The sequence below is a fragment of the Spirillospora sp. NPDC047418 genome, assembly GCF_040643275.1.
In the GTDB taxonomy this organism is placed as follows: Bacteria; Actinomycetota; Actinomycetes; order Streptosporangiales; family Streptosporangiaceae; genus Spirillospora.
On sequence record NZ_JBEYTW010000052.1, the window covers coordinates 38,822 to 61,256 of the forward strand.

The 22,435-nt window shown below is 67.9% G+C and carries 21 protein-coding genes; 9 read left to right on the forward strand and 12 right to left on the reverse strand.

Annotation, left to right across the window (positions count from 1 at the left end; genetic code table 11):
• Window positions 1-63: 63 nt before the first annotated feature.
• Both ABZ806_RS28005 and ABZ806_RS28010 read left to right on the forward strand, forming a co-directional pair.
• Entirely contained in the window at window positions 64-447 is a 384-nt protein-coding gene (locus ABZ806_RS28005) for a hypothetical protein (RefSeq protein WP_500220385.1), read from the forward strand.
• A gap of 24 nt (window positions 448-471) precedes the next feature.
• Window positions 472-1,974, forward strand: coding sequence for a hypothetical protein (locus tag ABZ806_RS28010; protein ID WP_500220386.1), 1,503 nt, complete (start codon window positions 472-474; stop codon window positions 1,972-1,974).
• 637 nt (window positions 1,975-2,611) lie between these two features.
• On the opposite strand, the gene ABZ806_RS28015 is transcribed toward ABZ806_RS28010, so the two are convergent.
• The 11 genes from ABZ806_RS28015 to ABZ806_RS28065 form a co-directional block, all read right to left on the reverse strand.
• Window positions 2,612-3,547 carry an endonuclease/exonuclease/phosphatase family protein gene (locus tag ABZ806_RS28015; protein ID WP_500220387.1) on the reverse strand — a complete coding sequence of 312 codons (936 nt, stop codon included), beginning with the start codon at window positions 3,545-3,547 and terminating at the stop codon, window positions 2,612-2,614.
• Window positions 3,548-3,637: 90 nt separating this feature from the next.
• Entirely contained in the window at window positions 3,638-5,020 is a 1,383-nt protein-coding gene (locus ABZ806_RS28020; RefSeq protein ID WP_500220388.1) for a BldC family transcriptional regulator, read from the reverse strand.
• Between the two features lie 85 nt (window positions 5,021-5,105).
• Window positions 5,106-6,347 carry an acyl-CoA dehydrogenase family protein gene (locus ABZ806_RS28025; protein ID WP_500220389.1) on the reverse strand — a complete coding sequence of 414 codons (1,242 nt, stop codon included), beginning with the start codon at window positions 6,345-6,347 and terminating at the stop codon, window positions 5,106-5,108.
• A gap of 65 nt (window positions 6,348-6,412) precedes the next feature.
• Entirely contained in the window at window positions 6,413-7,000 is a 588-nt protein-coding gene (locus ABZ806_RS28030) for a GAF domain-containing protein (RefSeq protein ID WP_500220390.1), read from the reverse strand.
• On the reverse strand, window positions 6,997-7,611 hold the full coding sequence (locus ABZ806_RS28035; protein WP_500220391.1) for a GTP-binding protein: 615 nt from the start codon (window positions 7,609-7,611) through the stop codon (window positions 6,997-6,999). Before ABZ806_RS28035 ends, ABZ806_RS28030 begins: the two co-directional genes overlap by 4 nt.
• Window positions 7,601-7,885, reverse strand: coding sequence for a DUF742 domain-containing protein (locus tag ABZ806_RS28040; RefSeq protein WP_500220392.1), 285 nt, complete (start codon window positions 7,883-7,885; stop codon window positions 7,601-7,603). Before ABZ806_RS28040 ends, ABZ806_RS28035 begins: the two co-directional genes overlap by 11 nt.
• A 148-nt stretch (window positions 7,886-8,033) precedes the next feature.
• Complete coding sequence (locus ABZ806_RS28045; protein ID WP_500220393.1) at window positions 8,034-8,534, reverse strand: roadblock/LC7 domain-containing protein; 501 nt, start codon at window positions 8,532-8,534, stop codon at window positions 8,034-8,036.
• 29 nt (window positions 8,535-8,563) lie between these two features.
• Window positions 8,564-9,880: an ATP-binding protein gene (locus tag ABZ806_RS28050; RefSeq protein ID WP_500220394.1), complete on the reverse strand. Its 1,317-nt coding sequence runs from the start codon at window positions 9,878-9,880 to the stop codon at window positions 8,564-8,566.
• Between the two features lie 197 nt (window positions 9,881-10,077).
• The gene (locus ABZ806_RS28055; RefSeq protein WP_500220395.1) at window positions 10,078-10,902 is read right to left on the reverse strand and encodes an SAM-dependent methyltransferase; all 825 of its coding nucleotides are present in this window, start codon (window positions 10,900-10,902) and stop codon (window positions 10,078-10,080) included.
• Window positions 10,899-11,750 carry an SAM-dependent methyltransferase gene (locus ABZ806_RS28060; RefSeq protein ID WP_500220396.1) on the reverse strand — a complete coding sequence of 284 codons (852 nt, stop codon included), beginning with the start codon at window positions 11,748-11,750 and terminating at the stop codon, window positions 10,899-10,901. Before ABZ806_RS28060 ends, ABZ806_RS28055 begins: the two co-directional genes overlap by 4 nt.
• Entirely contained in the window at window positions 11,747-11,965 is a 219-nt protein-coding gene (locus tag ABZ806_RS28065; protein WP_500220397.1) for a hypothetical protein, read from the reverse strand. The genes ABZ806_RS28060 and ABZ806_RS28065 overlap by 4 nt, the downstream gene beginning before the upstream one ends.
• A 389-nt stretch (window positions 11,966-12,354) precedes the next feature.
• Here ABZ806_RS28065 and ABZ806_RS28070 point away from each other — a divergent pair, with 389 nt between their 5' ends.
• Window positions 12,355-13,665, forward strand: a complete 1,311-nt coding sequence (locus ABZ806_RS28070) for a helix-turn-helix domain-containing protein (protein ID WP_500220398.1) — start codon at window positions 12,355-12,357, stop codon at window positions 13,663-13,665.
• Here ABZ806_RS28070 and ABZ806_RS28075 read toward each other — a convergent pair.
• The gene (locus tag ABZ806_RS28075) at window positions 13,617-14,162 is read right to left on the reverse strand and encodes a GNAT family N-acetyltransferase (protein ID WP_500220399.1); all 546 of its coding nucleotides are present in this window, start codon (window positions 14,160-14,162) and stop codon (window positions 13,617-13,619) included. The two genes, ABZ806_RS28070 and ABZ806_RS28075, sit on opposite strands and share 49 nt — an antisense overlap.
• 830 nt (window positions 14,163-14,992) lie before the next feature.
• On the opposite strand from ABZ806_RS28075, the gene ABZ806_RS28080 reads away from it, so the two are divergent.
• The 6 genes from ABZ806_RS28080 to ABZ806_RS28105 all read left to right on the forward strand — a co-directional run bounded on the left by ABZ806_RS28080 (window position 14,993) and on the right by ABZ806_RS28105 (window position 22,375).
• Window positions 14,993-15,868 carry a helix-turn-helix domain-containing protein gene (locus ABZ806_RS28080; RefSeq protein ID WP_500220400.1) on the forward strand — a complete coding sequence of 292 codons (876 nt, stop codon included), beginning with the start codon at window positions 14,993-14,995 and terminating at the stop codon, window positions 15,866-15,868.
• A gap of 134 nt (window positions 15,869-16,002) precedes the next feature.
• Complete coding sequence (locus ABZ806_RS28085; RefSeq protein WP_500220401.1) at window positions 16,003-16,704, forward strand: DUF6879 family protein; 702 nt, start codon at window positions 16,003-16,005, stop codon at window positions 16,702-16,704.
• Window positions 16,705-17,071: 367 nt separating this feature from the next.
• Window positions 17,072-18,298: a methyltransferase, FxLD system gene (fxlM, locus tag ABZ806_RS28090; RefSeq protein ID WP_500220402.1), complete on the forward strand. Its 1,227-nt coding sequence runs from the start codon at window positions 17,072-17,074 to the stop codon at window positions 18,296-18,298.
• 65 nt (window positions 18,299-18,363) lie between these two features.
• On the forward strand, window positions 18,364-18,561 hold the full coding sequence (locus ABZ806_RS28095; RefSeq protein WP_500220403.1) for an FxLD family lanthipeptide: 198 nt from the start codon (window positions 18,364-18,366) through the stop codon (window positions 18,559-18,561).
• 80 nt (window positions 18,562-18,641) lie between these two features.
• Window positions 18,642-21,758, forward strand: coding sequence for a lantibiotic dehydratase (locus ABZ806_RS28100; protein WP_500220404.1), 3,117 nt, complete (start codon window positions 18,642-18,644; stop codon window positions 21,756-21,758).
• The gene (locus tag ABZ806_RS28105) at window positions 21,755-22,375 is read left to right on the forward strand and encodes a lanthionine synthetase LanC family protein (RefSeq protein ID WP_500220405.1); all 621 of its coding nucleotides are present in this window, start codon (window positions 21,755-21,757) and stop codon (window positions 22,373-22,375) included. The genes ABZ806_RS28100 and ABZ806_RS28105 overlap by 4 nt, the downstream gene beginning before the upstream one ends.
• The last annotated feature ends 60 nt before the right edge of the window (window positions 22,376-22,435 follow it).

Here is a 22,435-nt window from a genome sequence, read left to right on the forward strand (position 1 = left end):
CGCCAGGCTGAACCGGCCGGCACCGCCCGCGACAGCCCACCCGTCCCACCGGAGGACACCCCAATGACCAACGAACACCACCACCAGGACGTCCGACACACCTGGTTCACCGAGATCCTCACCACCGCCCTCAACGACCTGGCCCACGCCGAACGCGTCATCACCGCCTACGCCGCCCAGCAACCCGACGGATTCATCGCCTGGGGCATGGCTGAAGGCGAAGCCGTCCAAGCCCACCAAGCCCTCCGCCAAGCCCCCTCCCTGCACGCCACACCCGCCACCGACCACACCGAACTGGACGCCACCGCCGACGCCCTGTTCCACCTCGCCACCACCGTCTCCCAGAACCTGGTCCGGGCCGCCGAACTGACCGGCGACCCCGACGACAAGATGGCCTGCCTCCAAGCCGCCCTCCACGCCGGCCGCCTACGCGACACCCTCCGGTAGCCGCCCATGGCCACCTTCGGAGAGATGACCGCACTCGCCGACCAGCACCTCACCGACCTGCACCACCGCCTCTACACCCCGCCCCTGCACCACGACCTGCGCCACCACACCGCCCCACCCGAACTGGCCCGCCTCACCCACGTCCTAGCCCGCTACCACGACCAGATCGCCGCCAGCTTCGGCACCCCCCACCCCGACACCGACACCGTCGACGCCGGGGTCCGGGACGCCGCCCACCGCGCCGGCACCCTCATCAAACAAGCCGAACACCACCTCGGCCCACCCGCCACCACCCAAACCCCGCAATCACCCCTGGCGGCAAAACTCCGCGCCGCCTCCATCGCCCTGGGCTGCGGCTTGGACCTGCTCGCCACCCACTTCCCCACCAACCCCGACCAAGCGACATCCGTCAACGCCGCGGTGATCGCCGCCCCCGATACCGCCCGTGCCCTGCTGCACCAGCTCAGCACCCACACCGCGACCCTCGGCCACCTCGCCTACGGCACCGCCACCCCAACCGACCAAGCCGGCCCGCTCCTGCTCAAAGCCGCCGTCCTCGCCCGCATCTACAGCGAGAACCAGCCCCTACCACCCATCACCGCCATCCCCCTTCACCACACACCCGACCGCATCCCACCCGAAATCGGCGAAACAAGCGATCAAGTCCTCGCCGGCATCAACGCCAGCATCCACCGACTCAGCAACCCCACCACCGCCACCTCCGTCACCACCTGGCGCTACCTCGCCCGCGCAGCCGCCATCATCTGCGACCTCAACCACAAGACCATCCGCCAACTCATCTACCGCATCAACGAACTCAACCGGCCCGACCACCTACCCGCGATCAAACGGGCGGAATTCGACCTCCGCCACCTCCGCACCGCCTGGAAGAGCATCGTCCGACACTGGGACACCCACATCGGCCACCACGGCCACCCCGCCAACGGCCCCGCAACCGACGCCGGCGACCTCATCATCCGCCTCGGCCGCCTCATCCACACCGACCCCGCCTGGACACCCAGCCCCCGCGCCTCACCCCACCTCAAACCACCCCACCAACTCGCCCCCACCCCCACCCACGCGGCCCAACTCGCCACCGTCACCCTCAAGGCCGTCGAAGCCTGCAACACACTCGCCGCCCACCACCACGCCGCCATCAACGACGCAGCCACCCTCCACGCCCTCGACCGCCAAAAGAAATACCCCACCCACATCCCCCGCGTACCAGCAACAGCCTGGGAACTCTCAACCCGCTACGAAAAAGCCCAGACCAAAGGCCACCAAACCATCACCACCATCGGCCAAGCCATCCGAGTTCTCGCCCCGGAACCAAATCCCGCCACCCAAGAAGCCCACCTAATCGCACACCGGACAACAATCGCCAACCAACACGAAGCCGCACTGGCTGCAACTGAATTCCCAAAACCCATCCACGAATTACTAGACAATTGTGAATCGACGACAGAGTCACCAACCAGCCCGTCTACGCCGTTTACGTCGCCACCTAAGACACCGCCACGCCTGTAGAACTCCGCAGTGCGTGCGTCAGCCAGGCCATCCCGCGCTCATGGATCACACATCAGAACGTGTGCATATCGCTTTCGTGGCGGTCAGTCGCTGCGCGAGGCCGTGATCGAGGTCGGCTTGAGGCGGCGGCCGCGGGGCGCGAGGTCCACAGGCGCGGTCATCGACGACGGCTTGACGCCGACCGCATCCGCCAGCGGGCGCGCCGGTGGCTGCCACCCGCGGCAGCCACCGGACGCGCGCGAGCCGCCCCATCCCCGTGCGCCCAGGATCATTGCCCGAGCCACTCCTGGCTTATCCGGCCAGTTCGATGACGTGGCATTTTCCGGACATTAGCGGCGCCGCCTGATCACGCCAATGTTGTGGCGCGCCTATTCGCATTCTCCGACCTTAACGGAGAGTCGCTCATTCTTGGTATGAGACTTAAAGCCCCAAATGCTTTTGAGCGTCCCTTTTCTCCTTAAACTCTTACTTTTCGTAGCACGCGGCGCGGGCGCGGCGCCTCCGCTGGTTTTCGCCCCCTCGTACGCGCGTCAGGTAGGTACCCCTTCTACTCGTGGTGGTCCGACGTCCCGGCCTGCGCGCATGTCGGCGGGAGCGTGGAGCATTCGGGAGGGGAAGTGGTGCGACCTACGATGGTTCAGACGTCGACCGTGATCGAGATGCGTTTGTGGTCGGAGTCGGGGTGGTCGGGGTCGCGGAAGTCGTGGACGCGGTATGAGCCGGACACGTAGGCGTCCCGGAGAGGGTCGTTGAGGAGGATGCCGTCGATAGCCAGGCATTGGCGGCCGTTGGGCCTCTCGATCTGGGTCGGGGTGAAGTCCTGGGCGATTTCGGCGGCGTGGTGGAAGCCGACGCCGCCTTCCCGTTGCCGGGTGTCGGGGTTCCACCATCCGATCAGGGCGTCCAGGGCGCGGGTGTCGTAGATGTGGGGTCCGGCCTGCCTGGGGCCGCCGTGGAACTGGACGCGGTAGTTGATCGCGCGTGGGTTGTGGAGGCCGGGTTTGTTCATGTCGGCGGGCTCGAAGTGGGGGCCGGAGGGGACGGTGTTCCAGTCACCCAGGAGCGCGCAGGGGATGGCCGGGTCGGCGAGCCGGTCGAACCGCCGGTTGTCGGCGAGGCGGGTGTCGCCGGAGTAGATGTCGCCGTGCGTGGCGGCGACCCGGATGGGGTCGGCGCGGCCGGGGAGGGTGAACAGCATCAGGTTGCGGTTGCGGGCGGCGAAGTCGGGGAGCCGGTGGGAGTAGAACCGGCGGACCACGACCTTGTGCGGGTTGACGTAGATGACGGGTGCGAACATGCCCCACTCGCGGGGCAGCGAGCAGGGGTGCGGGACGTAGGCGGGGCCGCCCGCGTCTCGTAGCGCTGCGGCGGCCTCGTAGGCGCCTTCCATGCCGTTCAACTCGTACCGGTCGCCCTCACCGACCACGGCTATGTCGGGCCAGTCGCCGTCGTGGAACATCCCAGCGACCTTGCTGTAGTCGTAGGCGCCGCCGTCACCGGAGTAGGAGGAGTAGCCGGCGTCGGTCCGGCCGCCGTGCTCGACGTTGACGTAGCTGAGCCGAAGGTGCGTCATCGCGCAGGTTCCTTAGGCGAGGATGGCTGATTTTGGGGCGTTCGGCCGGGTGTCCGGAGTGCTGTCGTGTCGGACAAGGGGCTGGGGGCATCACGTCCTGGCCACGGCGCAGCGTGCGTCGGTGTTGACGCCTCCCGCCGGGGGCCGGCTGGGCTGCCAGAGCGTCGGCGGTACCAGGCCGGGCTCGACCGGGGTGAGGCCGGTGAAGAATTCGGCAATCCGGGTGGGGGTGCGGAGCCGGTAGGGGGCAGCACCAGTGCCGTTGTAAGTCTCTTGCGCGAAGATGAGCGCGGTTCTGGTGCTGGTTGCATCGGACAGCGCCAGGTAGCTGCCCGGTGCCAGCGCGTCCATCAGGCGGCGCACGATCGCGTGGGCGTCGTCGGTGTTGTCGATGTGGCCCATGACCCCGATGAGCAGGATCGCGACCGGCTGGCGGAGGTCGAGGTGGTGAGCGGCGCCGGCCAGGATGGTTTCGGTGTCGGCGACGTCGGCGTGGACGAGGCCGGCGCCGCTGGCCGGGTCACGGTTCAGCCGTTCCTGGATGCGGATGGTCACCAGCGGGTCGTTGTCGACGTAGACGGTACGAACGTCGGGGGCTGCCGATCCCGCGACAATGTGGGTGTCGGTGAGATCTTTCGGGGACGGAAGGCCTGGGCCGATGTCGATGAACTGCCGCACCTGCCGACTGGTGAGGTATCCGATCGCCTGGCGCTTGAAACTGCGCTGGCTCACGACCAGGTGTGCGAGGTCGGGATAAACCTCTTGGAAGGTGTCGGCGGCCTGTCGGTCGGCCTCGTAGTAATCGATGCCGCCCAGGATGTAGTCCCAGATCCGTGCCGAATGCGGCACCAGCCGGTCAACGTCGTCCAATGTGAGTGCTGGAACATCGGCGCGCGGCGAAGTCTGTCCCCGTTGCGCTGTGCTGCCGGACGTGGCGCTGAGCGCGTTGACGCTGGCGTCGGCGTCCTGGCCCCCTCGGACTTGGGTGGGTGGTGACGGTAGTTCGGAGGCGGCCGTGTCCGGGAGGGGAATGCCCGCGGTGCTCAGCACGGTGGAGGCGTAGTCGAGCAGCTGCCCGGCGCACTCTTGGTGGAGTGTGCCGCTGAAGTTTCCGAGTTCTGCGGCAATGCGTTTCCATTCGAGGTCGGTGAGGTCGCGTCGCATGAACTGGGTGAACCAGGCCCGATTCAGGATGGTGACGGCGAGGCCGTACCGGTCGGCGATGTCCAGTAGCACGCGGGTGGGATCGCCGTCGTAGTGGTTGTCGACCAGCGCCTCCAGCCCGGCGTACCGGCGGGAGGCTCGTTCCACGTTCAGCAGCTCGTGGATTTCGCAGGCACGGTAGCGGCGGTGGCCTCCCACCGTGCGGATCGCGGAGAGCTTGCCTTGCTGTGCCCAGCGGGTAACGGTCTTGGGGTCCACCCGGAACAGGGCGGCGACCTCGGCGGGTGTGAGTAGGTCAGGTGAAGTCATGAGCACTGGATTTTCGACGAAGGGAAGGGGAGGCGGTGCGGCCCCGGGATCGGGGGCTCGTGATTTCCAGGGGCCGCACCGCAGGTCAGGCGGCAGACTCCTGTGCGGCTTCGGGTGGAGCCGACGTCGGGTGGTGGGCGGTCACGTGGGTCAGGCGACGCGACCACTGGCCTTTACCGGTGCCGAGGGCGGACTCGGCGAGGCGCTGCAGTTGGATGTCTCCGGTCCCGGCGGGTGCGTCGATGTGGAAGGCGTCCCGCACCAGGCGTTCGATAGGGCGGTCGCGCCGGAGTCCCGCCGCAGCGTGGATCTTCATCGCGGCCAAGGCCGATTCCATCAGCGACTCCACACCGCGGTACTTGGCGCTGATCAGCTCGTCGTCGCAGGGTTGCCCGAGGTCGAGCATGTGCGCGGCCTGGTAGGCCAGTGTGCGGGCGGTCATCGTCCGTTCGTTGATCTGTCCGATGCGCTGCTCGATGGTGCGCAGCGCGGTGAGAGGGGCATCTCGGCGGTGGCGGTCCTTGGCGAACCGGACGGTCTCCTCCAGCAGCGCCTGGTGGATGCCCAGCGCGACGGCTGTCAGGTTCGGGCACCCGTACAGGCGGGACGAACTGTAGGCGACGTCGAGTCCCGCACCCTCGTCGCCGATCATGTTGTGGGCCGGAACTCGGACGTCCTGCAAGACCAGGTCGCCGAAGCTGAACCCGTGCAGCCCCAGGCATGGCTGGTAGGGGACGAGCGTCAGGCCGGGCCGGTCGTGCTCCACCAGGAATGCCGAGAGGCTTTGGGACCTGCGGGTGTCGTCGCCGCCGGTGCGGACGATGACGCCGTGGACATGTCCGATGTGGGAGTTGCCAACGTAGAGTTTCCGACCGTTCAGTATCCAGTCGTCGCCGTCGCGGCGGGCGTCGGCTTGCATGTCCAGCACGTTCCCGCCCGATCCCTCTTCGGTCACCGCGATCGTCGGTAGGCACTCGCCGGCAGCGATCGGTGGCAGCCACCGCTGTTTCTGTTCCTCGGTACCGAAGTGGATGATCTTGGCTGCGCCGAGCTGGGACGCCTGGACCATGGCGCCCATCGCCCCCGACACCCGGGCCAGTTCCTCGATCACGATGGTCTTGGCGAGGTGACCGGCGCCCATGCCGCCGTACTCGCGAGGGATGGTCACCCCGACCCACCCCTGGCGGGCGATGCGGGTGGGCAGGACGAGGTCGATGGCGGCGGAGGATTCCATCTTGGCAACCCGGGGCACGACTTCGCCTTCGGCGAAGTCGTGGACAGTCTTGCGCAGGTCACGGTGGTCGTCAGTCTCGAACACGGACACCATCCCTTTCCACTTGGGGCCGTTGCCGAGCGGTCGGACCCGGCAGACGTCATTGCCGCGGCCAGGTGTCAGCCGCTCCGAGAGCCGGAACTGTGTCGGCCGCGGCCGGTGCCGGCGGCCAGCAGGTCCACCAACTCGTCGCGGTGCCTTTTGATCAGATCCAGCGAGGTCTGGCGAGTCTCATTGGGGAGCGCCCGGGTCCCCACCACGCACACGCTGCCCAGCACGGTTCCGGTCGGCTCGTGGATGAGTGGCGCCCCCGCGTAGGTCCGCACCCCGAGCCGGTCGACGACCGGATTGGACGCGAACTGCGGCTTTGCGCACACGTCAGCCAGAACGAGCGCTTTAGTGCGATCGAGCATTTCGGGGCAGAACCCGTGGTCGGGTCGCATGGTGCGATCCACCGGGCGCATGCCCGGCGGGTTGTGCAGCCCGACGAAGGTCTGCTCCTCGCGCAGGAACAGGTTCACCATCGCGTACAGGTTCTGGGCGTGGTCGCCGAGTTCGGCGGCGAAGGTGCCGGAGATCTGAGCGGCGAACCGGTCGAACTCGATGTCCGGTTCTCCCAGGCCGAGTTCGGCCAATAGCTTCACTCTCTCCTCGGCCTGGTCGTGCCAGGTGGGGACCTCCAGGCCAGCGTCGGCGTCGTATCTCATGCAGGTGCTCCGATGGGCGGATGGGGCGTGGGGTGTTGGGTGAGGGCGTGACCGACCAGCGTGAGCAGAACGGTGATGGCGGAACGCTGGTCGCGCGCATCACAGCGCACGATCGGCACGTGACCGGGAACTTCGAGGGCCTCACGGACCTGGGTGGGCGAGTAGCGGTAGGGGGCATCGTCGAACTCGTTCATCGCGACGATGAACGGCAACTGGGTCTGCTCGAAGTAGCCGACCGCGGTAAAGGCATCGGCCAGGCGCCGAGTATCGACCAGCACCACGGCGCCGACCGCGCCGATGACCAGGTCGTCCCATGTGAACCAGAACCGGTCCTGTCCGGGCGTACCGAACAGGTAGAGCACCATCTGCTGCTCGGTGAAGGTGAGGCGGCCGAAGTCCAGGGCGACGGTGGTGGTGGACTTGCGCTCGACCCCGGTCAGGGAATCGATCCCGTCACTGATCTCGGTCAGGCATTCTTCGGTGGTCAGCGGCTCGATCTCGCTGGCTGCGCCGATCAGCGTGGTCTTTCCGACCCCGAACCCGCCACTGACGAAGATCTTCGCCGGGATCCTGCGGGCGGCCGGGCTGGACGGCTCAGAGTCAGGCGACATCGGAGAGCCTCGTTTCCAGGCCGGACCGCAGCGCCTCGAGCAGTTGCAGCTGGTCGGGCGCGCCGGGGCCGGGCAGGGCCATGACCAGCGCCCCACGGTCGACCAGATCGGACAGGATGATCTTGGTGACGTGGATCGGGTGGTCGATCAGAGCGGCGATCTCAGCGACCGAGCACGGCTGGAGGCGGCACATCTCGACGGCCCGGACGGCCTCGGGGGCCATCCCCACGGCGCGGGCCGTGTCCGCCACCTCCATCAGCGTGACAAGGCGCATCGCATGCTTGGGGCGGGTCCGGCCGCCGGTGATCGCGTAGGGACGGACGTCCTCGGTGTCGTAGGTATCCCAGGGCTCACGGCCTGTTATAGCTCGGCGGGGCCCTTGCGGGCGCGGCGGAAATGAAGGGGCTGGAGTGCCCGCCATGTCACCGGGCCTCCCTGCTGCGGGTATCGGAACGTGGGCCGGAGTGGGCGTCGCCTCGGGTACGGGTGGCCAAGTGATCGGCCACACTGCCCACCAGCAGGCCCATCTCGTGGCCGATGACGCCGGGGTCGGCGTCCGGGCGGGCCAGCACCCCCAGCACGCTGCCGACCAGTCCCCTGCCGCCGTGCCGTTCGTAGTCGGCGCTCACCACGAACACCAGAACACCGTCGTCCTCGATGACGGCCTGCCGGAACCCGCTGGCCTTGATGCCGCTGATGGCGCCGGCCGACCGCGCCAGGGAGTGCAAGCTGGCAAACCACGCCGCGGCCTTGTCAGCCTGGTCATCGGCCAGGCGGGCGGTCGCCATCTTCAGGCCGTCGCGTGAGACCAGCAGGGCGGCGGTGACGCCGATCACCCTGCCCACGAACTCGTCCAAAAGCCAACTCAGTCCCTCATCGGCCGGTGTCGACGTGGCCGATATAGAGGTCATGCGCGTCGTCATGCTCGTCACTCCGTACTGCGAGAGGGGGTTCAGCCGGTCTCCGGCTCGGTGATGTCGTCCTGTTGGGCGGCGACCCGTCCCTTCCGCATCCCGGCAGTGAAGGCCGCCATCAGCCCGAGGCTCGGTGGCTGGGCCGGCGCCTCGGCTGCGGGCCGGGGGGCTTGGGCGGACGGCCCCGCTTGGCTCCGCCGAGGCAGCGGAGGTTTGCCGTCCTGGTGCGGTTCGGACGTCCCCGAGGATTCGGCCGCCGTTAGCGGACATGGCAAGGACGCAGCAGAGGCCACAGGCGCTGCGGCCGCGTCCAGGGAACTCCCAGCCGCTGCCGCCGCCGGGACGATGACGGGATCAGCCAAAGTCATGGCAGGCCAAGTGGCCACGCGAGCTGGGCGGCGGGACAGCTCCCCCGTGTGCCGGGCGGTGCTCTCGGCAGGGCTTGCGGCCTGATTCGGGGCCGGAGCCGTGTCCACCAGCAGCGCCGGCGGAAGGACGACCAGGGCTCGCGTCCCGGCCTCCTCCGGATGCAACTCGACCCGCAGGCCGAGACGATCGGCGAGCCGCGCGACCACCAGCACGCCGATCTGGCCCTGCCTGACCTGCTCGCGGGAGCTGGTCTCGCGCGGCCCGGACAGGATCCGCCGCAGGTCCGCCAGCTTCTCGGCCGACAGCGGCAGGCCCTGGTCGCGGATCTCGACGCCCAGCCCGTCCGGAGTCTCAACCGGCGCCATGAGCACGGTGGTGTCACGGCGGGAGAACCGTGTCGCGTTCTCCACCAGTTCGGCCAGCACATGAATGACCGACGGACCCGCGTGCCCCACGACCGGCACATCACGCTCGGGAAGGACCAGCCCGACCCGCCTGAACTGCTCGACCTCGGCGATCGCCTGGCGCAGGACCGTGGACATCAGCATCGGCGACTTGGCACGCCGCGCGGTAACGCCGCCGAGCACCGCCATCCGCTCGGCGGCACGGCGCAGCTGGGTCGCCATGTGGTCGAGCGCGTACAATTCGTCGAGGAGATCGGGGTCCTCGTACTCCTTCTCGATCGCCTTGAGCCGAGCCAGCATCCGGCTCACCAGCGAATGCACGCGGTGTCCGACGTAGACCAGTACCTCCCGGTCGGGTTCTTCCGTTGCGTCCGGTCTGGCGTCCGCAGCGTGCTTCAGGCGGGCGCGGGCACGTACATCAGCGTCGATCGCCGCGGCGATGGCCTCGACGGCGCTGACGATGTCGTCGGCCCGGCAGAATGGCTGGAACCAGCAAGCCCCAGCCCGCGGGTGCTTGGAGAAGCGCCGTCGCCAATGCCAGTACAGGCCGTCCAGCCCTCGGGCGGGCAGCAGGAATACCATCCGGCCGACGTGAGGATGGACGTCCACTCGCTGGGCCGTCACCGCCATCGCATCCGCCGGGCCAGCGGCGTTCGGCGCCACCGACGCGTGCAGCCCTCGGGAGGCGAGGCGCTCAACCAACTCGTGTGCGCGGGCACGGGCCTGTCCAGACGGTTCGTCGCTGCCTCGCCTAACCGGCGCCTGAAGGGGACGAGCCGTCATGGCAACACCCCGACGGCGCACCACAGATCGACCGAGGTCGGAACCTGCCACGGGCCGGGGTCCGGGCGCCACACCGGCGCCGGCACCAGCCCCGGCGTAAGCAACTCCATCCCGGTGCAGAAGGTCTCAAGCGCTGCGGGGTTGCGGACGCACAGCGGGCCAGGGCTGATGCCCGCGCACATGCTCCCGAGCGAGCCCAAGCCGCGGTCATACTCGGCGGTCAGGTGGCAGAAGGCGATGCGGCTACCGGCCACCAGAGCTTTCCGGAAGGCAAACACAGCTGCAACCGCCTGGGGGTCACTGAGGACGTCCAAGCTGTTGATCAGCAGCACGGCCACCGGCCGATCCAGGTCCAAGGCATCGGCGGCACCCGACACCACCGCGCGGGGATTGTCCAGTCCCGCCCGCACGAACGCACAGGTACCCGCTCGGTTGCTATTGAAGTAGGCGCCAGCGTGGAGCATCACCAACTCGTCGGCGTCGGCGTACACGACACGGGCGCCCGGGTTCACCGACTGGGCGATGGTGTGGACCTCGTCGTGTGTGGGCATGTCGACACCGGCGACCAGCACCTGGTCGACGCCTTCGCTGGCCAGGGCACGCACGACCCGGCTGCGGAACACCAGCCGATGCCGGGCCACCGACTCGATCTGCGGAAAGCGCGCGGCGATGGTTTCCCCGAGGGCGCGATCGGCCGGGTTGTAGTCTTTCCCGCGGCCCCAGAAGGCCCACAGGCGCGAGATCGCCGCACGGTTGCTGTCGTATCCCCCGTTGCGTTCGCCTTCGGCGGCGCGACAGTCGAAGGCCATGTCGCCGTTCACCGGCCACCACCCGGCGCGCGAATCTGGCCATGCTGGGGGTCGAGAAGGACGGCAGCCATGCCGACGACCCGGACGTGTCGACCAGGTTGCCCGTCGCGTGGGATAGGGATCCCCCACCGGGCGACGTCACACAGCGCCGGCGGATCGACCACGTCCCAGTCGACGAGGAGGCCCGCGATTTCTTCCTCTGTGCGGAAGTAGATGCGGCTGGTGGCGTCAACGTACGCCAACTCCATACCGGAGACCCGCCGCTGGTCCGTCGCGGAGGATGTCGCGTGCGACACCACCAGGACACTGCCTGGTGCCAGCCGCTGCCGCAGGTTGTCGACCACGCCCTTGACCTGATCGTCGGAGACGAAATGCAGCACGGCCGCCAAGACCACGACCATGCGGTCAGCAACGTCCAGACTCTTCTTCAGGTCCGGGTTGCCGAAGATGGTGTCGAGGTCCCTGACGTCTCCGTCCAGGATCCGCTTGTATCCAGGGCGAAGCCCGCGGGCATGGGCGAGGACGACGGGGTCGTTGTCGCAGCTGACCACGACAGCGCCAGGGCACACCTGGTGAACGTGGTCCTCCACGCTCGGCAGGGGTACGCCGCTGAGGATCCCGGCGCCGATGTCGAGGACTTGACCGATGCCATGGGTCCTGGCCGCCCATGCGGCGGCGCGCCCGGCGAACAGGAAGTTCTCCCGCGCCACAACTCCGGCGTCGGGTGCGGACCGGAGCACAGCCTCGGCGGCAGCGCGGTCCACTTCGAACCACGCGCTCCCGCCCAGGTAGTAGTTGTACATGCGGGCAGTGCTCGGCCGACTGAACGCCAAGGCCGGGTGACTGCTAATGCCGGTCACGACGCGGCCAGTTCCATCAGCTTGGCGTCCAGCGCCTCCGGGCTGTCGGCGTCGAGCAAGTTCGGCTTGTTGAACAGTTCCCGAGGCACCGGGAAGCGCTGCGCCCACCAACGGCCCTGGTCGGATCGGATGATGCTCCAGTCGGGGTGGCGTGCCTTCAGGTCCGCCTTGTCGGACGCGACTGAGGCCGCGAGCGATGGCTCGGCTGTGGGCATGTTGGATTCCTTGACGGGGAGTTGTCTGGATACGGAGGGCGCGGACATACACGCATACGAGGCGTTAACCCGTCCGCATGCACGTCCGAGGGGATGGGTGAACGCCTGGCCGGGTGTAATCCCGCACCCCAGGTGCCAGCTACCTTGGAGTAAGGCCAGAGGCCGACGGCGGTCTCGCGTCGGTACCTTGCTCATAGCCGAACTCCGTTCCGGTCAGCCCCACAGCGACCGGCGTTTGCCCGCCGGCAGCCGAGGCCGTCTTTGTCCCGAGTCACCTTCCGCCCACCACAAGACCGCTTTTCGGCACTAGCGTGGAAGACGTTGTCCGTTGACCGGGCCGAGCGGCCAACGGCTCGTGGTAGTCGCACCGGGATGAAACGGTGGGAACGATGACCTTCAACGAGACCTTCGGTGAGGCGCTCCGCCGCCTGATGACCGACCGCGGGATCGGCGTCCGCGCTACGGCAAGGCAGGTTCCATGCGACGCCGGGCACGTTTCCAAGCTTTGCCACGGGCACAAGAGCCCGTCCGAGCAGTTAGCCGCCCGGCTCGACGCCATCCTCGATGCGGGCGGGCTGCTCATTGACCTCGCCCGGACAACACCAGAAGCCCCAGTTCAGGCCGGTAGCGTGATTCCTGGGGTGCACGCCGACGACCGGGGTGAGGACGACGAGATGCAACGACGGCGGCTGCTGCAGGCACTGGCCACCCTCGGTGCCGCCTCCTCCCCCGCAGTCGAGGCCGTCCAGTGCATCCGCGACGGCGTTGACCGTGTCATTGGCCGGGACGAGTCGTCTCATCTGGACGAGTGGGAGGAGACGGTTGCCGAGTACGGCTACACCTACCTGCTCCTGCCCCCTCAGAGGCTGCTGCGCGACCTGGCCGCCGACCTGGTCACGGTCCAGCGGATCACCGGCCAGCGCACCGGCGACCGGTCACTGCCCTCGTGGTACAGGGTCACCGGCGGGCTGGCCGCGCTCATGGCCAAGACGTTGTGCAACATGGGGCAGTCACGTATGGCCCGTGACTGGTGGGTCACCGCGCAGCACGCCGCGGACGCCTCGCGCGACGCGGATCTGAGCCTGTGGATCCGCGGCGAGCAGATCGTGCACGGTCTATACGAGAACCGGCCCTCGGTGCTTCTACTGCGCAAGGCGGATCAGGCGGTCGCCTCGGGCACGGCGTGCCGAGGACTGCTCCATGTGCGCACGGTCCGCGCGCAGTTGCTCGCCCTGGAGGGCGCCCGCGAGGAGGCCGCGGCGGAACTGAGGATGTGCGAGGAGATCTTCGGCTGCCTCCCGGCGTCGGTGACCGGTGAGGTGCGGTCGGTCGCCGGGTGGGCCGAGGACCGCCTGCGCTACACCGAGGCGTGGGTCCATGCGCACGCCGGCGAGCGCGACAGAGTCGACACCGCCGTGGCCCGCGCCGCGCAGGTCCTTCCAGGCGATGATCCGCGTGTGCGCGTCCAACTCGATTTGCTGCGCGCGGCTGGGCATGTGCGCGCCGGGGACACCACCGAGGGCGTGCAACACGCCCACATCGTTTACGAGACTCAGCCCACCGAGCACCGGACGGTGATGGTGACGAGCTTGGCCCGCCAGGTCTCCGAGGCCGTCCCGGCTCGGGACCGTGATCTCCCGGTCGTCGCCGGCTATCGGGAACTGTTGTCCTCCAGCGCGCCGGATGGGGCAATCACGTAGAGATCGAACCACGGCTCGGTCTCGCCCTCGCCGCCAGGCGTGCGGCCAACATGCCGCCAACCCCACCGCCGATACATCGCCTGAACGTCGTGCTCGTGCGGGGCTGTAGCGAGAGTGGCCCGCTCTTCCTGCCGCGCTGCGAGCAGGCCGTCCAGCAGGCGGCGTCCGAGGCCACTGCTGCGATGTGAGGGTCGCACCGCCAGATCGATCACGGCGAACGTCCGTTCCCCGGTCTCGGCGGTGAACCCCTTGGGCGGTGAGGGTTCCAGCCCGTCCCACCAGGGCGACCCGGTAGGCAGCGGCGCCCCGTAGGCGAACCCGGCCAGCACACCGTCAAGGCGCGCGGTTACCACCTCAAAACCGGATCGAGCAAGCAGGTTGCCCATGCGGGTCCGATAGTTGCCGAGGTCATAGCCCGGGAACGCTTCGGCGTACACCACCTCGATCTCGCTGAACTGGGTCCGCGCGCCGTCACCGTCGAGGTACTCGATGTCCACATCTTTGAGTGTTCCCCAAGAGCTCCCGATTCGTTCCAGGACCGTGCAGACGAGCATTTGTAACGGCATTTGCCCTGGCCACGACGTCCACGTTGGAGCGCTCAAAACCGAACACCCCTGTCAGAAGTCGGGCTCCGGCCGCTGACGACGTCCCCGCTCAACCGCTCGCCGATAACGTTCCTGTCCGCGATTGCGGCTGATGGCCCGGTTGACCGGGTCGCGGGGATCGGTGGGATCGCTCGGTGGATGGTGCCGTGATTCCAGCCGCTCGCGCGGGACCTTGCTGTAGTCCTGCCCTGCGATGGGAGCGATCTCACCGGCCGCCACGCGCGCATGGCGCCCCATGTGGCCCTCCCGACGGACCTCAAGCCAGAGGAGGCGAGCCCACCACGTGCGGTCAGGGTGCTGCTCCCAGACGAGCAGATAGGCAGGACCACCGATGGCCCGGTAGGTGACTACGGGCGGAATCCGCACGTCAGACCGTCAGCAGATCGAACATACGTTCTAGTATGCCCGTGCTGCGCAGCGGATCTGCAAGCGGGTCAGCACAGTCCCCGCGTCCCGTCAGCGGTTGCCTTGCACGACGGCGGCCTGCCCCTCGCCCAAGCCCACCACCGCGAGGCCCGCGCAGGCCAAGCCTGGTTTGTAGTGACCCGGCGAGGGCGCCTCATAGGCAGGCAGCCTCGACGCCGGCCACCGGAGTGTCAGCGTCACCTTCGATTCCGCCCCACGGCCTCTCTGCCACAGGTGGCGCCTACCGATCGGCGGACGGTTTCCAGCTCGCCCGTTGAGTTGCAGGTGGGTCGTGTGGCTGCGCTTGGATAGGGTCGATGCCCTCGTCGTCTTCGTCCAGCGCGCAGGCCGCCCGGCAGCGACTGGCCGATCAGCTCCGCGAGCTCCGTACGGCTGCCGGGATTTCCGGTGTGGAGTTCGCGCGCCGGGCCGGATGGCGGGACTCGACGAACATCTCGAAGATCGAGCGGGCCGTCCGTCCGGCGTCGGCCGAGCATGTCCGGCTGTGGTGCCGGATATGCGGGGCTGCCGAGCAGCGCATGCGTGAGTTGCTGGCCGAGCAGGCCAGCGTCGAGCGGATGTGGCTGACCTACCGGCAACTCAACCGCGGGGGCCTCAAGGGCGCCCAAGAGTCTGTCCGGGATCGGTATGAGCGGGTCAGGCTCATGCGCACCTACTGCACGCACGTCGTTCCAGGGCTGCTGCAAACGATGGCCTACACCGCCGCGGCGCTTGAGTCGGTGCGTATCGAGCAGCACGTCGAGGTTGACGACGTCGCTGCGGCGGTGGATGAGCGTATGGGGCGGCAACGGGTGTTGCGGCGTCCGGACGCGCGGTTCGTGTTCCTGCTGGAGGAGCAGGTCCTCCATCACCGTGTCGTCCCCGCCCAGGTGCAAGCCGAGCAGTTGTCGTATCTGCTGACTGCGGCGCGACTGCCGTCGGTGTCGCTAGGAATCATTCCGTTGAACGCTGAGCGCTCCCATGCCGGACATCGGATATGGCCCGAGCACACCTTCGTCATCAGCGATAGCGAGTTGGTCACGGTGGAGCTGGTCTCGGGGTTCCTGTCGGTGTCCGAGCCGGCTGAGATCGCTGATTATGTGGCGGCCTGGGAGAGGCTTTTCGGTCTGGCCGTCCATGGGGAGAAAGCTAGACAAATCATCACCAGTGCCCAGGATCAGCTTGACGCTTGAGCTGCGGCGGGGTCAGGGTCGGCAAGGGCTGTAAACCTTTCTCGACTTGGCTGCTCGAAGCTGAACGGAGGACCGCGGTGGCGTTCGATCTGGTCGGTGAAGACCCTGACTCACCGGAGGGCAGGTGCCCAGCGGTGTACGTCGATCCCAACACCGGCGACTTCTACTTCCAGGGTCTGCTCATCACCGACCCGCTGCTGATCGCTGAGATCGCCCGGCACGGGAACCTGCACTCCGACGAGGCCGTGGTCCGGTTGCCAGCCCGCATGGCGTCGATCATCGCCGAGGCCGCCGCCGGCATCTACGAGCCCGGACGTCTCGGCCATGGCCCGGCGGACAGCACCGAGGTCCTCCAAGTCGCCAAGCACACAGCGCTGCATCTGGAGATGCGCGACACCTACGACCCCTCCCACCCGGCCTACCAGGACTTCGTGTCGGGTGGCTCAGGCTGGTACGAGATGGCGAACTGGCGGAAACTCGTCCAAGACGCGGTCGGGCGGGGCGTGACGATCCGCCGCGCCCGCGTGGTCTCCGAGCCGCCGTCGGACTACATCCGCTGGGAGCACATGCTCACCTCGCAGAACGTCGCGGCGGGAGAGGACGTGCGCTGGCTGCCGCGTGAACGGGCATGGGACCTGATGCTGCCAGGCGCGGACTTCTGGCTCTTCGACCACAAGCTGGTGATGTTCAACTTCTGTTCCGGGGACGGGATCGAAATCCCCGAGGAGAAGAGCAGCAACGATCCTGACGTGGTGGCGCGCTGCCTGGCCGCGTTCGAACGGGTGTGGGAACGTGCGATCCCGCACGAACAGTACGAACTACCGAGCCCCGACTGACGGAGGATGGGGCTTGGTCTCCTCACTCTCCAGTCAGGGGCCAAACAGCGCCAAATCTCTTCCCGAGTACGGCTCCGGAGCGTCAGGGTCGTTGATACAGCCTCCCCCTGCCTGAGGGGAGCCCGCCATGACCGTTCACCCATCGGCATCGACCTCGGCCTCGTGAGACGGCTTGTTGCCTTCTCGCGGCCGATCACGTCAGCCGACCCGTTCACCGGTGTCGGGCGTACTTCCCGGTAGGCATCGCCAGGTCATGTCAGGCTTCCCAGCGGCATCGAGTCCGTCCCTCTGGGCGAGCTCCGACGCGGGAACTGGACATGCCAGCGATATCGACCAATCGGGGAACCACGTGATCCAGGCAGGGGACATGACCGACGACTCCAGCCCAGCGAGACGGCTGCGCCACGAACTGGCCGACACACTGGTCGATCGGGGCCAGATCGTCTCACCGGCCGTGGACAAAGCGTTCCGCACGGTCCCACGGGAAATGTTCGTCCTCGCCGGCACTCCCCTGGACATCGTCTACAGCGTCGACAGCCCAGTGATCACCAAGACCGACGAGCACGGTGCGCACATCTCCTCGGTCAGCGCGACGTACATCCAGGTTCGCATGATTGAAATGGCCGCACTCGCACCCGGTATGACGGTGCTGGAGATCGGGTCTGGCGGTTATAACGCCGCGTTGCTGGCCGAAGTCGTCGGGCGGGGTGGGCATGTCGTCAGCGTCGATATCGACCCTGAGATCAGCGAGCGGGCCCGTGACCTGCTCGGCAAGGCCGGGTACGGCGAGCAGGTCACAGTCGTGCAGCACGATGCCGATCGCCCCGTCCCCGGCTTTGAGCAGTTCGACCGGATCCTGGTGACGGTCGGCGCTTGGGACATTTTTCCGGCTTGGCTGGATCAGCTCACCGCAGAAGGCGTCCTAGTCATGCCGCTGCGGATGAACGGCATCACGAGGACCATCGCCTTCCGGCGCCATGGCGACCACCTGGCGAGCATCGATGTCGAGTTGGCCGGGTTCGTCCCGATGAGAGGCGAGGGCGCCCACACCGAGCGGACGTTCCTGCTGCCAGACCGGCACGGCAAGCACATCAAGCTGCAATTCGACTCCGAAGCTCCAGAGCCGATCTCTGGGCTCGACGGCGTCCTGGCTTCCGAGCCGCTCGCGGCGTGGTCCGGCGTCACCATCGCCAACGGTGTCTCGTTCGCCGACCTGCACCTATGGCTTGCGGCCTTTCTACCCGGTTTCTGCCGCGTCGGGGCCGACCCGGGCACCGAACTGGCGTCACAGCTCGGCAAGTCGTGGTTCCCATTCGGGGCAGTGCGAGACGGCTCCTTCGCCTACTTGGCGGCGCGGCCCGCGCTGGATGGCGGTGGCGTCGAGTTCGGCGCTACCGCCTACGGGGCTCGCAGTCAAGCCGCGGCCACTGCGCTGACCGAGCAGGTTCGGGCGTGGGACCGCCACGGCCGCTCCTGCGAGCCCACGTTCGGGTTCTGGCCGACCGGTAGCCACCCCGCTCCTCCCCCCGGCCGCTCGGCTGTGCTCACCAAGCACCACGGCGCCATCTCGATCTCCTGGCCGCAGGCGAACTGAGGACCGCCTCCGTGAGCTGGGAAGCATCACCCCCTTGTCCGTCCCCCGTACATCAGGAGGATCCGATGGCCCCACAGCTGACCCTGGACGGCGCCGAACTGCTCGACACCCTCGGCGCGGTCAGCGAGGACGAGTTCGTGCTGGACATGCGAGTGGTGGAGACCACCACGCCGCTGGTGACCATGATGTGCTCCACCAGCGACGGCTGCGGCAGCACGTGCAGCACCAGCGCCTGCAGCACCAACTCCAACGACCCGGCCTGAGACAGCTGACCATCCTGCCGGGCGGCGCCCATCACGCGGTACCGCCCGGCAGGACGAACGGGCGCAGAAAGGGATGTGTCATGGCCGCTCCCCGGCATTTCCGGCACACCGGGCTGGTGCTGGTGCGCGCGACAACATGCCCAGAGGGCCTTATCCCGTCACCCACATCGGACCCAGCCGATCCTGCGGCGTTTCCTCGGGAAGGGCGGGCGTGGTTGGAACGGGTCTGGACGCGCACCGATGTCCGCGAGGCCGTGGAACTGGCCAGCCCCGCCCTGACCACGCAAGTCGACCGTGTCCTGGCCGACCGCGTCTCCGACCGCCGGCTTCGGCGGACTGTGATGTCACTGGCGTCCTACATGCTGCGGTGGGAGGGGCGTGCTACTCCGTTCGGGCTGTTCGCCGGGGTCACCACGGCAGACGTTGGTCCAGCGGCAGCGAAGGTTGGCACTGCTCACCAGCCGGTCATCCGTGCCGACGCCGAATGGGTCGTCGGTTTGGTCGAGCGACTTGAGCAGGACCGGGCCCTGCTGCCCCGGCTGACGGTGATGACGGACAACGCCGGCATCGTCCGCGACGGCCGCTTCATCGTCCCCAGACGCGCCGAGATCGGGGCGCGGTCGCCGGGAGCGCTGCGAGAGGCATCAGTGCGTCTGACCACGCCCATCAAGTACGCCCTCGAACAGGCTGCCATGTCGATCGAGCTGAACACTTTGGTCGAGCGCGTTTCCCGCCGGTTCTCGGCCGTTGACACCGACCAGATCCACCGGATGCTTCATGGCCTGGTCGGCGGCGGATTCCTCATCACCAGCCTGCGTCCTCCATCGACGGCGATGGACCCACTGGACCATCTCGTCCGAGTACCCCGCCCCCTCCGCCCTCTCGGTGCCGCAGGCGATCAGGGAGCTGACGATCGGGAGCTCGACGAGATCAACGCACTTCAGGATCAGCTCGCGGCGATCAGCACAGAGATCGCGCAGCACAACACCACAACCGACAAGTCGGAGACGGCCTCGCTTCGCGCCGCGGTCACCGCCAGGATGCGTGCCTTGCAGCCCGGAACCGACCACGCTCTGGCAGCGGACCTGCGACTCGACGCCCACATCACCCTTCCCTCCCACGTTCTGGACGAGGCCGAGCGCGCGGCCGACGTCCTACTCAAAGTCTCCTCCCAGCCGTTCGGCACAGCGGCGTGGATGGACTACCACTCCCGATTCCGTGCCCGCTACGGACTCGGCGCGCTGGTCCCGGTTCGCGAGGTGCTCGCCGACTCCGGGCTCGGCTACCCGCACGGATATCTGGGCGCTCCCCGCGCCAGGCCCGCATGGCGGATGCTGACCGAACGCGACGCCGTCCTGCTGTCACTGATTCAGGAGGCGGTCATCTCCGGGGCGGAGGAGATCGCGCTGACGGATGCCGACCTCGAGTCACTGATGGTGGGCGACCATGTCGACGCGGTCGCCCCACGGCGTGTCGAACTCGGAGTTGTCTTGCATGCGGTCTCGGTGGAGGCGATCGACCACGGTGATTTCGAACTGCGAGTGGTGGCGGCGCCCCGCGCCCACACCAGCATGATCGGCAGGTTCGCTCACCTGCTGGACGAGTCCGACCGCGCGCATCTCGCCGACAGCTACACCGACGACGATGCCATCGTCGCCCTGTTGTCCTTCCCTCCCCGGCGCCCTCACAACGACAACGTCGTACGTCTCGCCCCGCACTCCGGGACGGTCGTGCTTCCACTCTCCGAGCACACCGGCACCGCAGCTTCCGGCCAACGCGTGATCAAGCTGGCGGATCTCGCGGTCACCGCCGACTCTGACCAGATGCATCTGGTGCAGCGCTCCACGGGACGGCGTGTGGTCGCGCACATCCCCCATGCTCTGGACACCAGCGTGCAGACCCCGCCGTTGGCACGGTTCCTGGCCGAGATCGCCGACGCTCGCAGCGCCGTATTCGGCCCGTTGGATCTCGGGGCCGCCCGTACGTTGCCGTACGTGCCGCGCATCCGCTACCGGCGCACGGTGTTGTCCGGGGCGCGCTGGCTCCTCACTAGCGGCCATGTGACCGGCCCCGGCGACGAGTGGGAGGCGAAAATGAGGCGGTGGCGTGCCCGTTGGAGAGTGCCGGCCCGCGTCGTGGCATGCCAAGGGGAACTGCGCCTGCCCCTCGACCTGAACAAGCCGCTAGACCGTCATCTGCTGTGCACTCGACTGGAGCGCGCCGAGCACATCGAACTTCGTGATGACACACCGCCGGATGCTCTGGGCTGGATAGGTCGCCCGGCGGAGCTGGTGATCCCGATGGTCGCCGTCTCCCCATGTCAGCCCCTGCCGGTGACGGCGGCGCCGGGCCTCGTCCATCAGCCGGGCGACGCGGAACTCCTGCGTGCGCACCTGGTGGGCAACCCAGCACGCTTCGACGCCATCCTCACGCGCCACCTGCCCGCCCTGGCGGAACAACTCGGCGGATCCGTCCGGCGATGGTGGATCCGCCGGCACCGCGACCTGATCCGTCTCGAAGCCGACCAGTACCTGGTGCTGCTGTTCCGGCTCATCAATTCCTCCCAGTACGGGACGGTGGCTGCCCGACTGGCAGCCTTTACCACCGACCTCCAGAGACGCGGTGTAGTAGGGCAGCTGACGCTCACCCCGGCCACCGAGCACCCTGGCAGCTACGGGCACGGTCATGCCATGGATGCCGCCGAGACCGTGTTCGCCGCCGACACCACGGCCGCCATCGCCCAGATCAAGCTGGCCGACTCCACCGGGATAACTGGGCAGGCCGTTGCGGCAGCGTCCATGGCTCACCTTGCCGCGGCGTTCGCTCCCGACCCTCTGTCCGGCTATCGCACACTGACCAACTGCCTGAAACAGGGCGTCGGTCCTCTCGACCCCGGGTCGCGCGATCAAGCACTACGTCTCGGTGACGCCGTGAGTGGCTTCGCTGCTGTGCGTGCACTGCCCGGCGGCGACGCGGTCACCTCCGCCTGGCAGGCCCGGTCGCGCGCTGCAGCGGTTTACTACAGCATCCTCAAAGGTCAGCGTGATCTCGTAGAGCCGCTGAAGACGCTGCTGCATGAGCACCACGTCCGGGCACTCGGTCTCGACCCCGCCCACGAGGCGGCCACAGGCCGGCTAGCCCGCGCGGTCGCGCTCCGCAACCTGGCCACCGGCCAAGCCCTGGACAGCATCCAGTGACCTCACCACCGATCACGCTCGCCAGCGACCAGGCGCAGCATCAATCCCTAGCCACCGGAACAGCCGGTATCGCGATCCTCCACGTCGAACGCTCACTGACCGGCCGCAACTGCTGGGGGGAAACGCACCGCAGGATCCAACAAGTGGCCAGGGGGCCCATTGATGGAGGCGATCACGCGGGCTTGTACTACGGGGCTCCTGCCTTGGCGTTCCTGCTCGGCATGACCAACGCCGACGGCCAGCAACGGTATGCCGAACCACTCGCTGTCCTGGACCGCCACGTGACGCGCCTGGCGCACCGGCGCGTGACCTCTGCCCTACAAAGGATCAACGCCGGTCAACACGCTGCATTCTCCGAATACGACCTCTTCCACGGCCTGGTCGGCGTTGGGACTCTGCTGTTGGAGCGCCGGCCCGGCAGCGACGTCCTCGCCGAGGTGCTCACTTATCTGACACAGCTCACACGGCCCCGCCGAGACTCCCGGGACGAACTGCCAGGCTGGTGGGTATCGCACAATCCTGACCCGATGCTGCCGACGCCCGGCGGCCACGCCAACTTCGGCATGGCGCACGGGGCGGCGGTTATCTTGATGACTCGTTGGCTGTCTGTTACGTGAGGTACGTGCGGGATTGAGCTACGTGCCTTACAGGTATCTGCGAGGTTCAAGTGACGTACG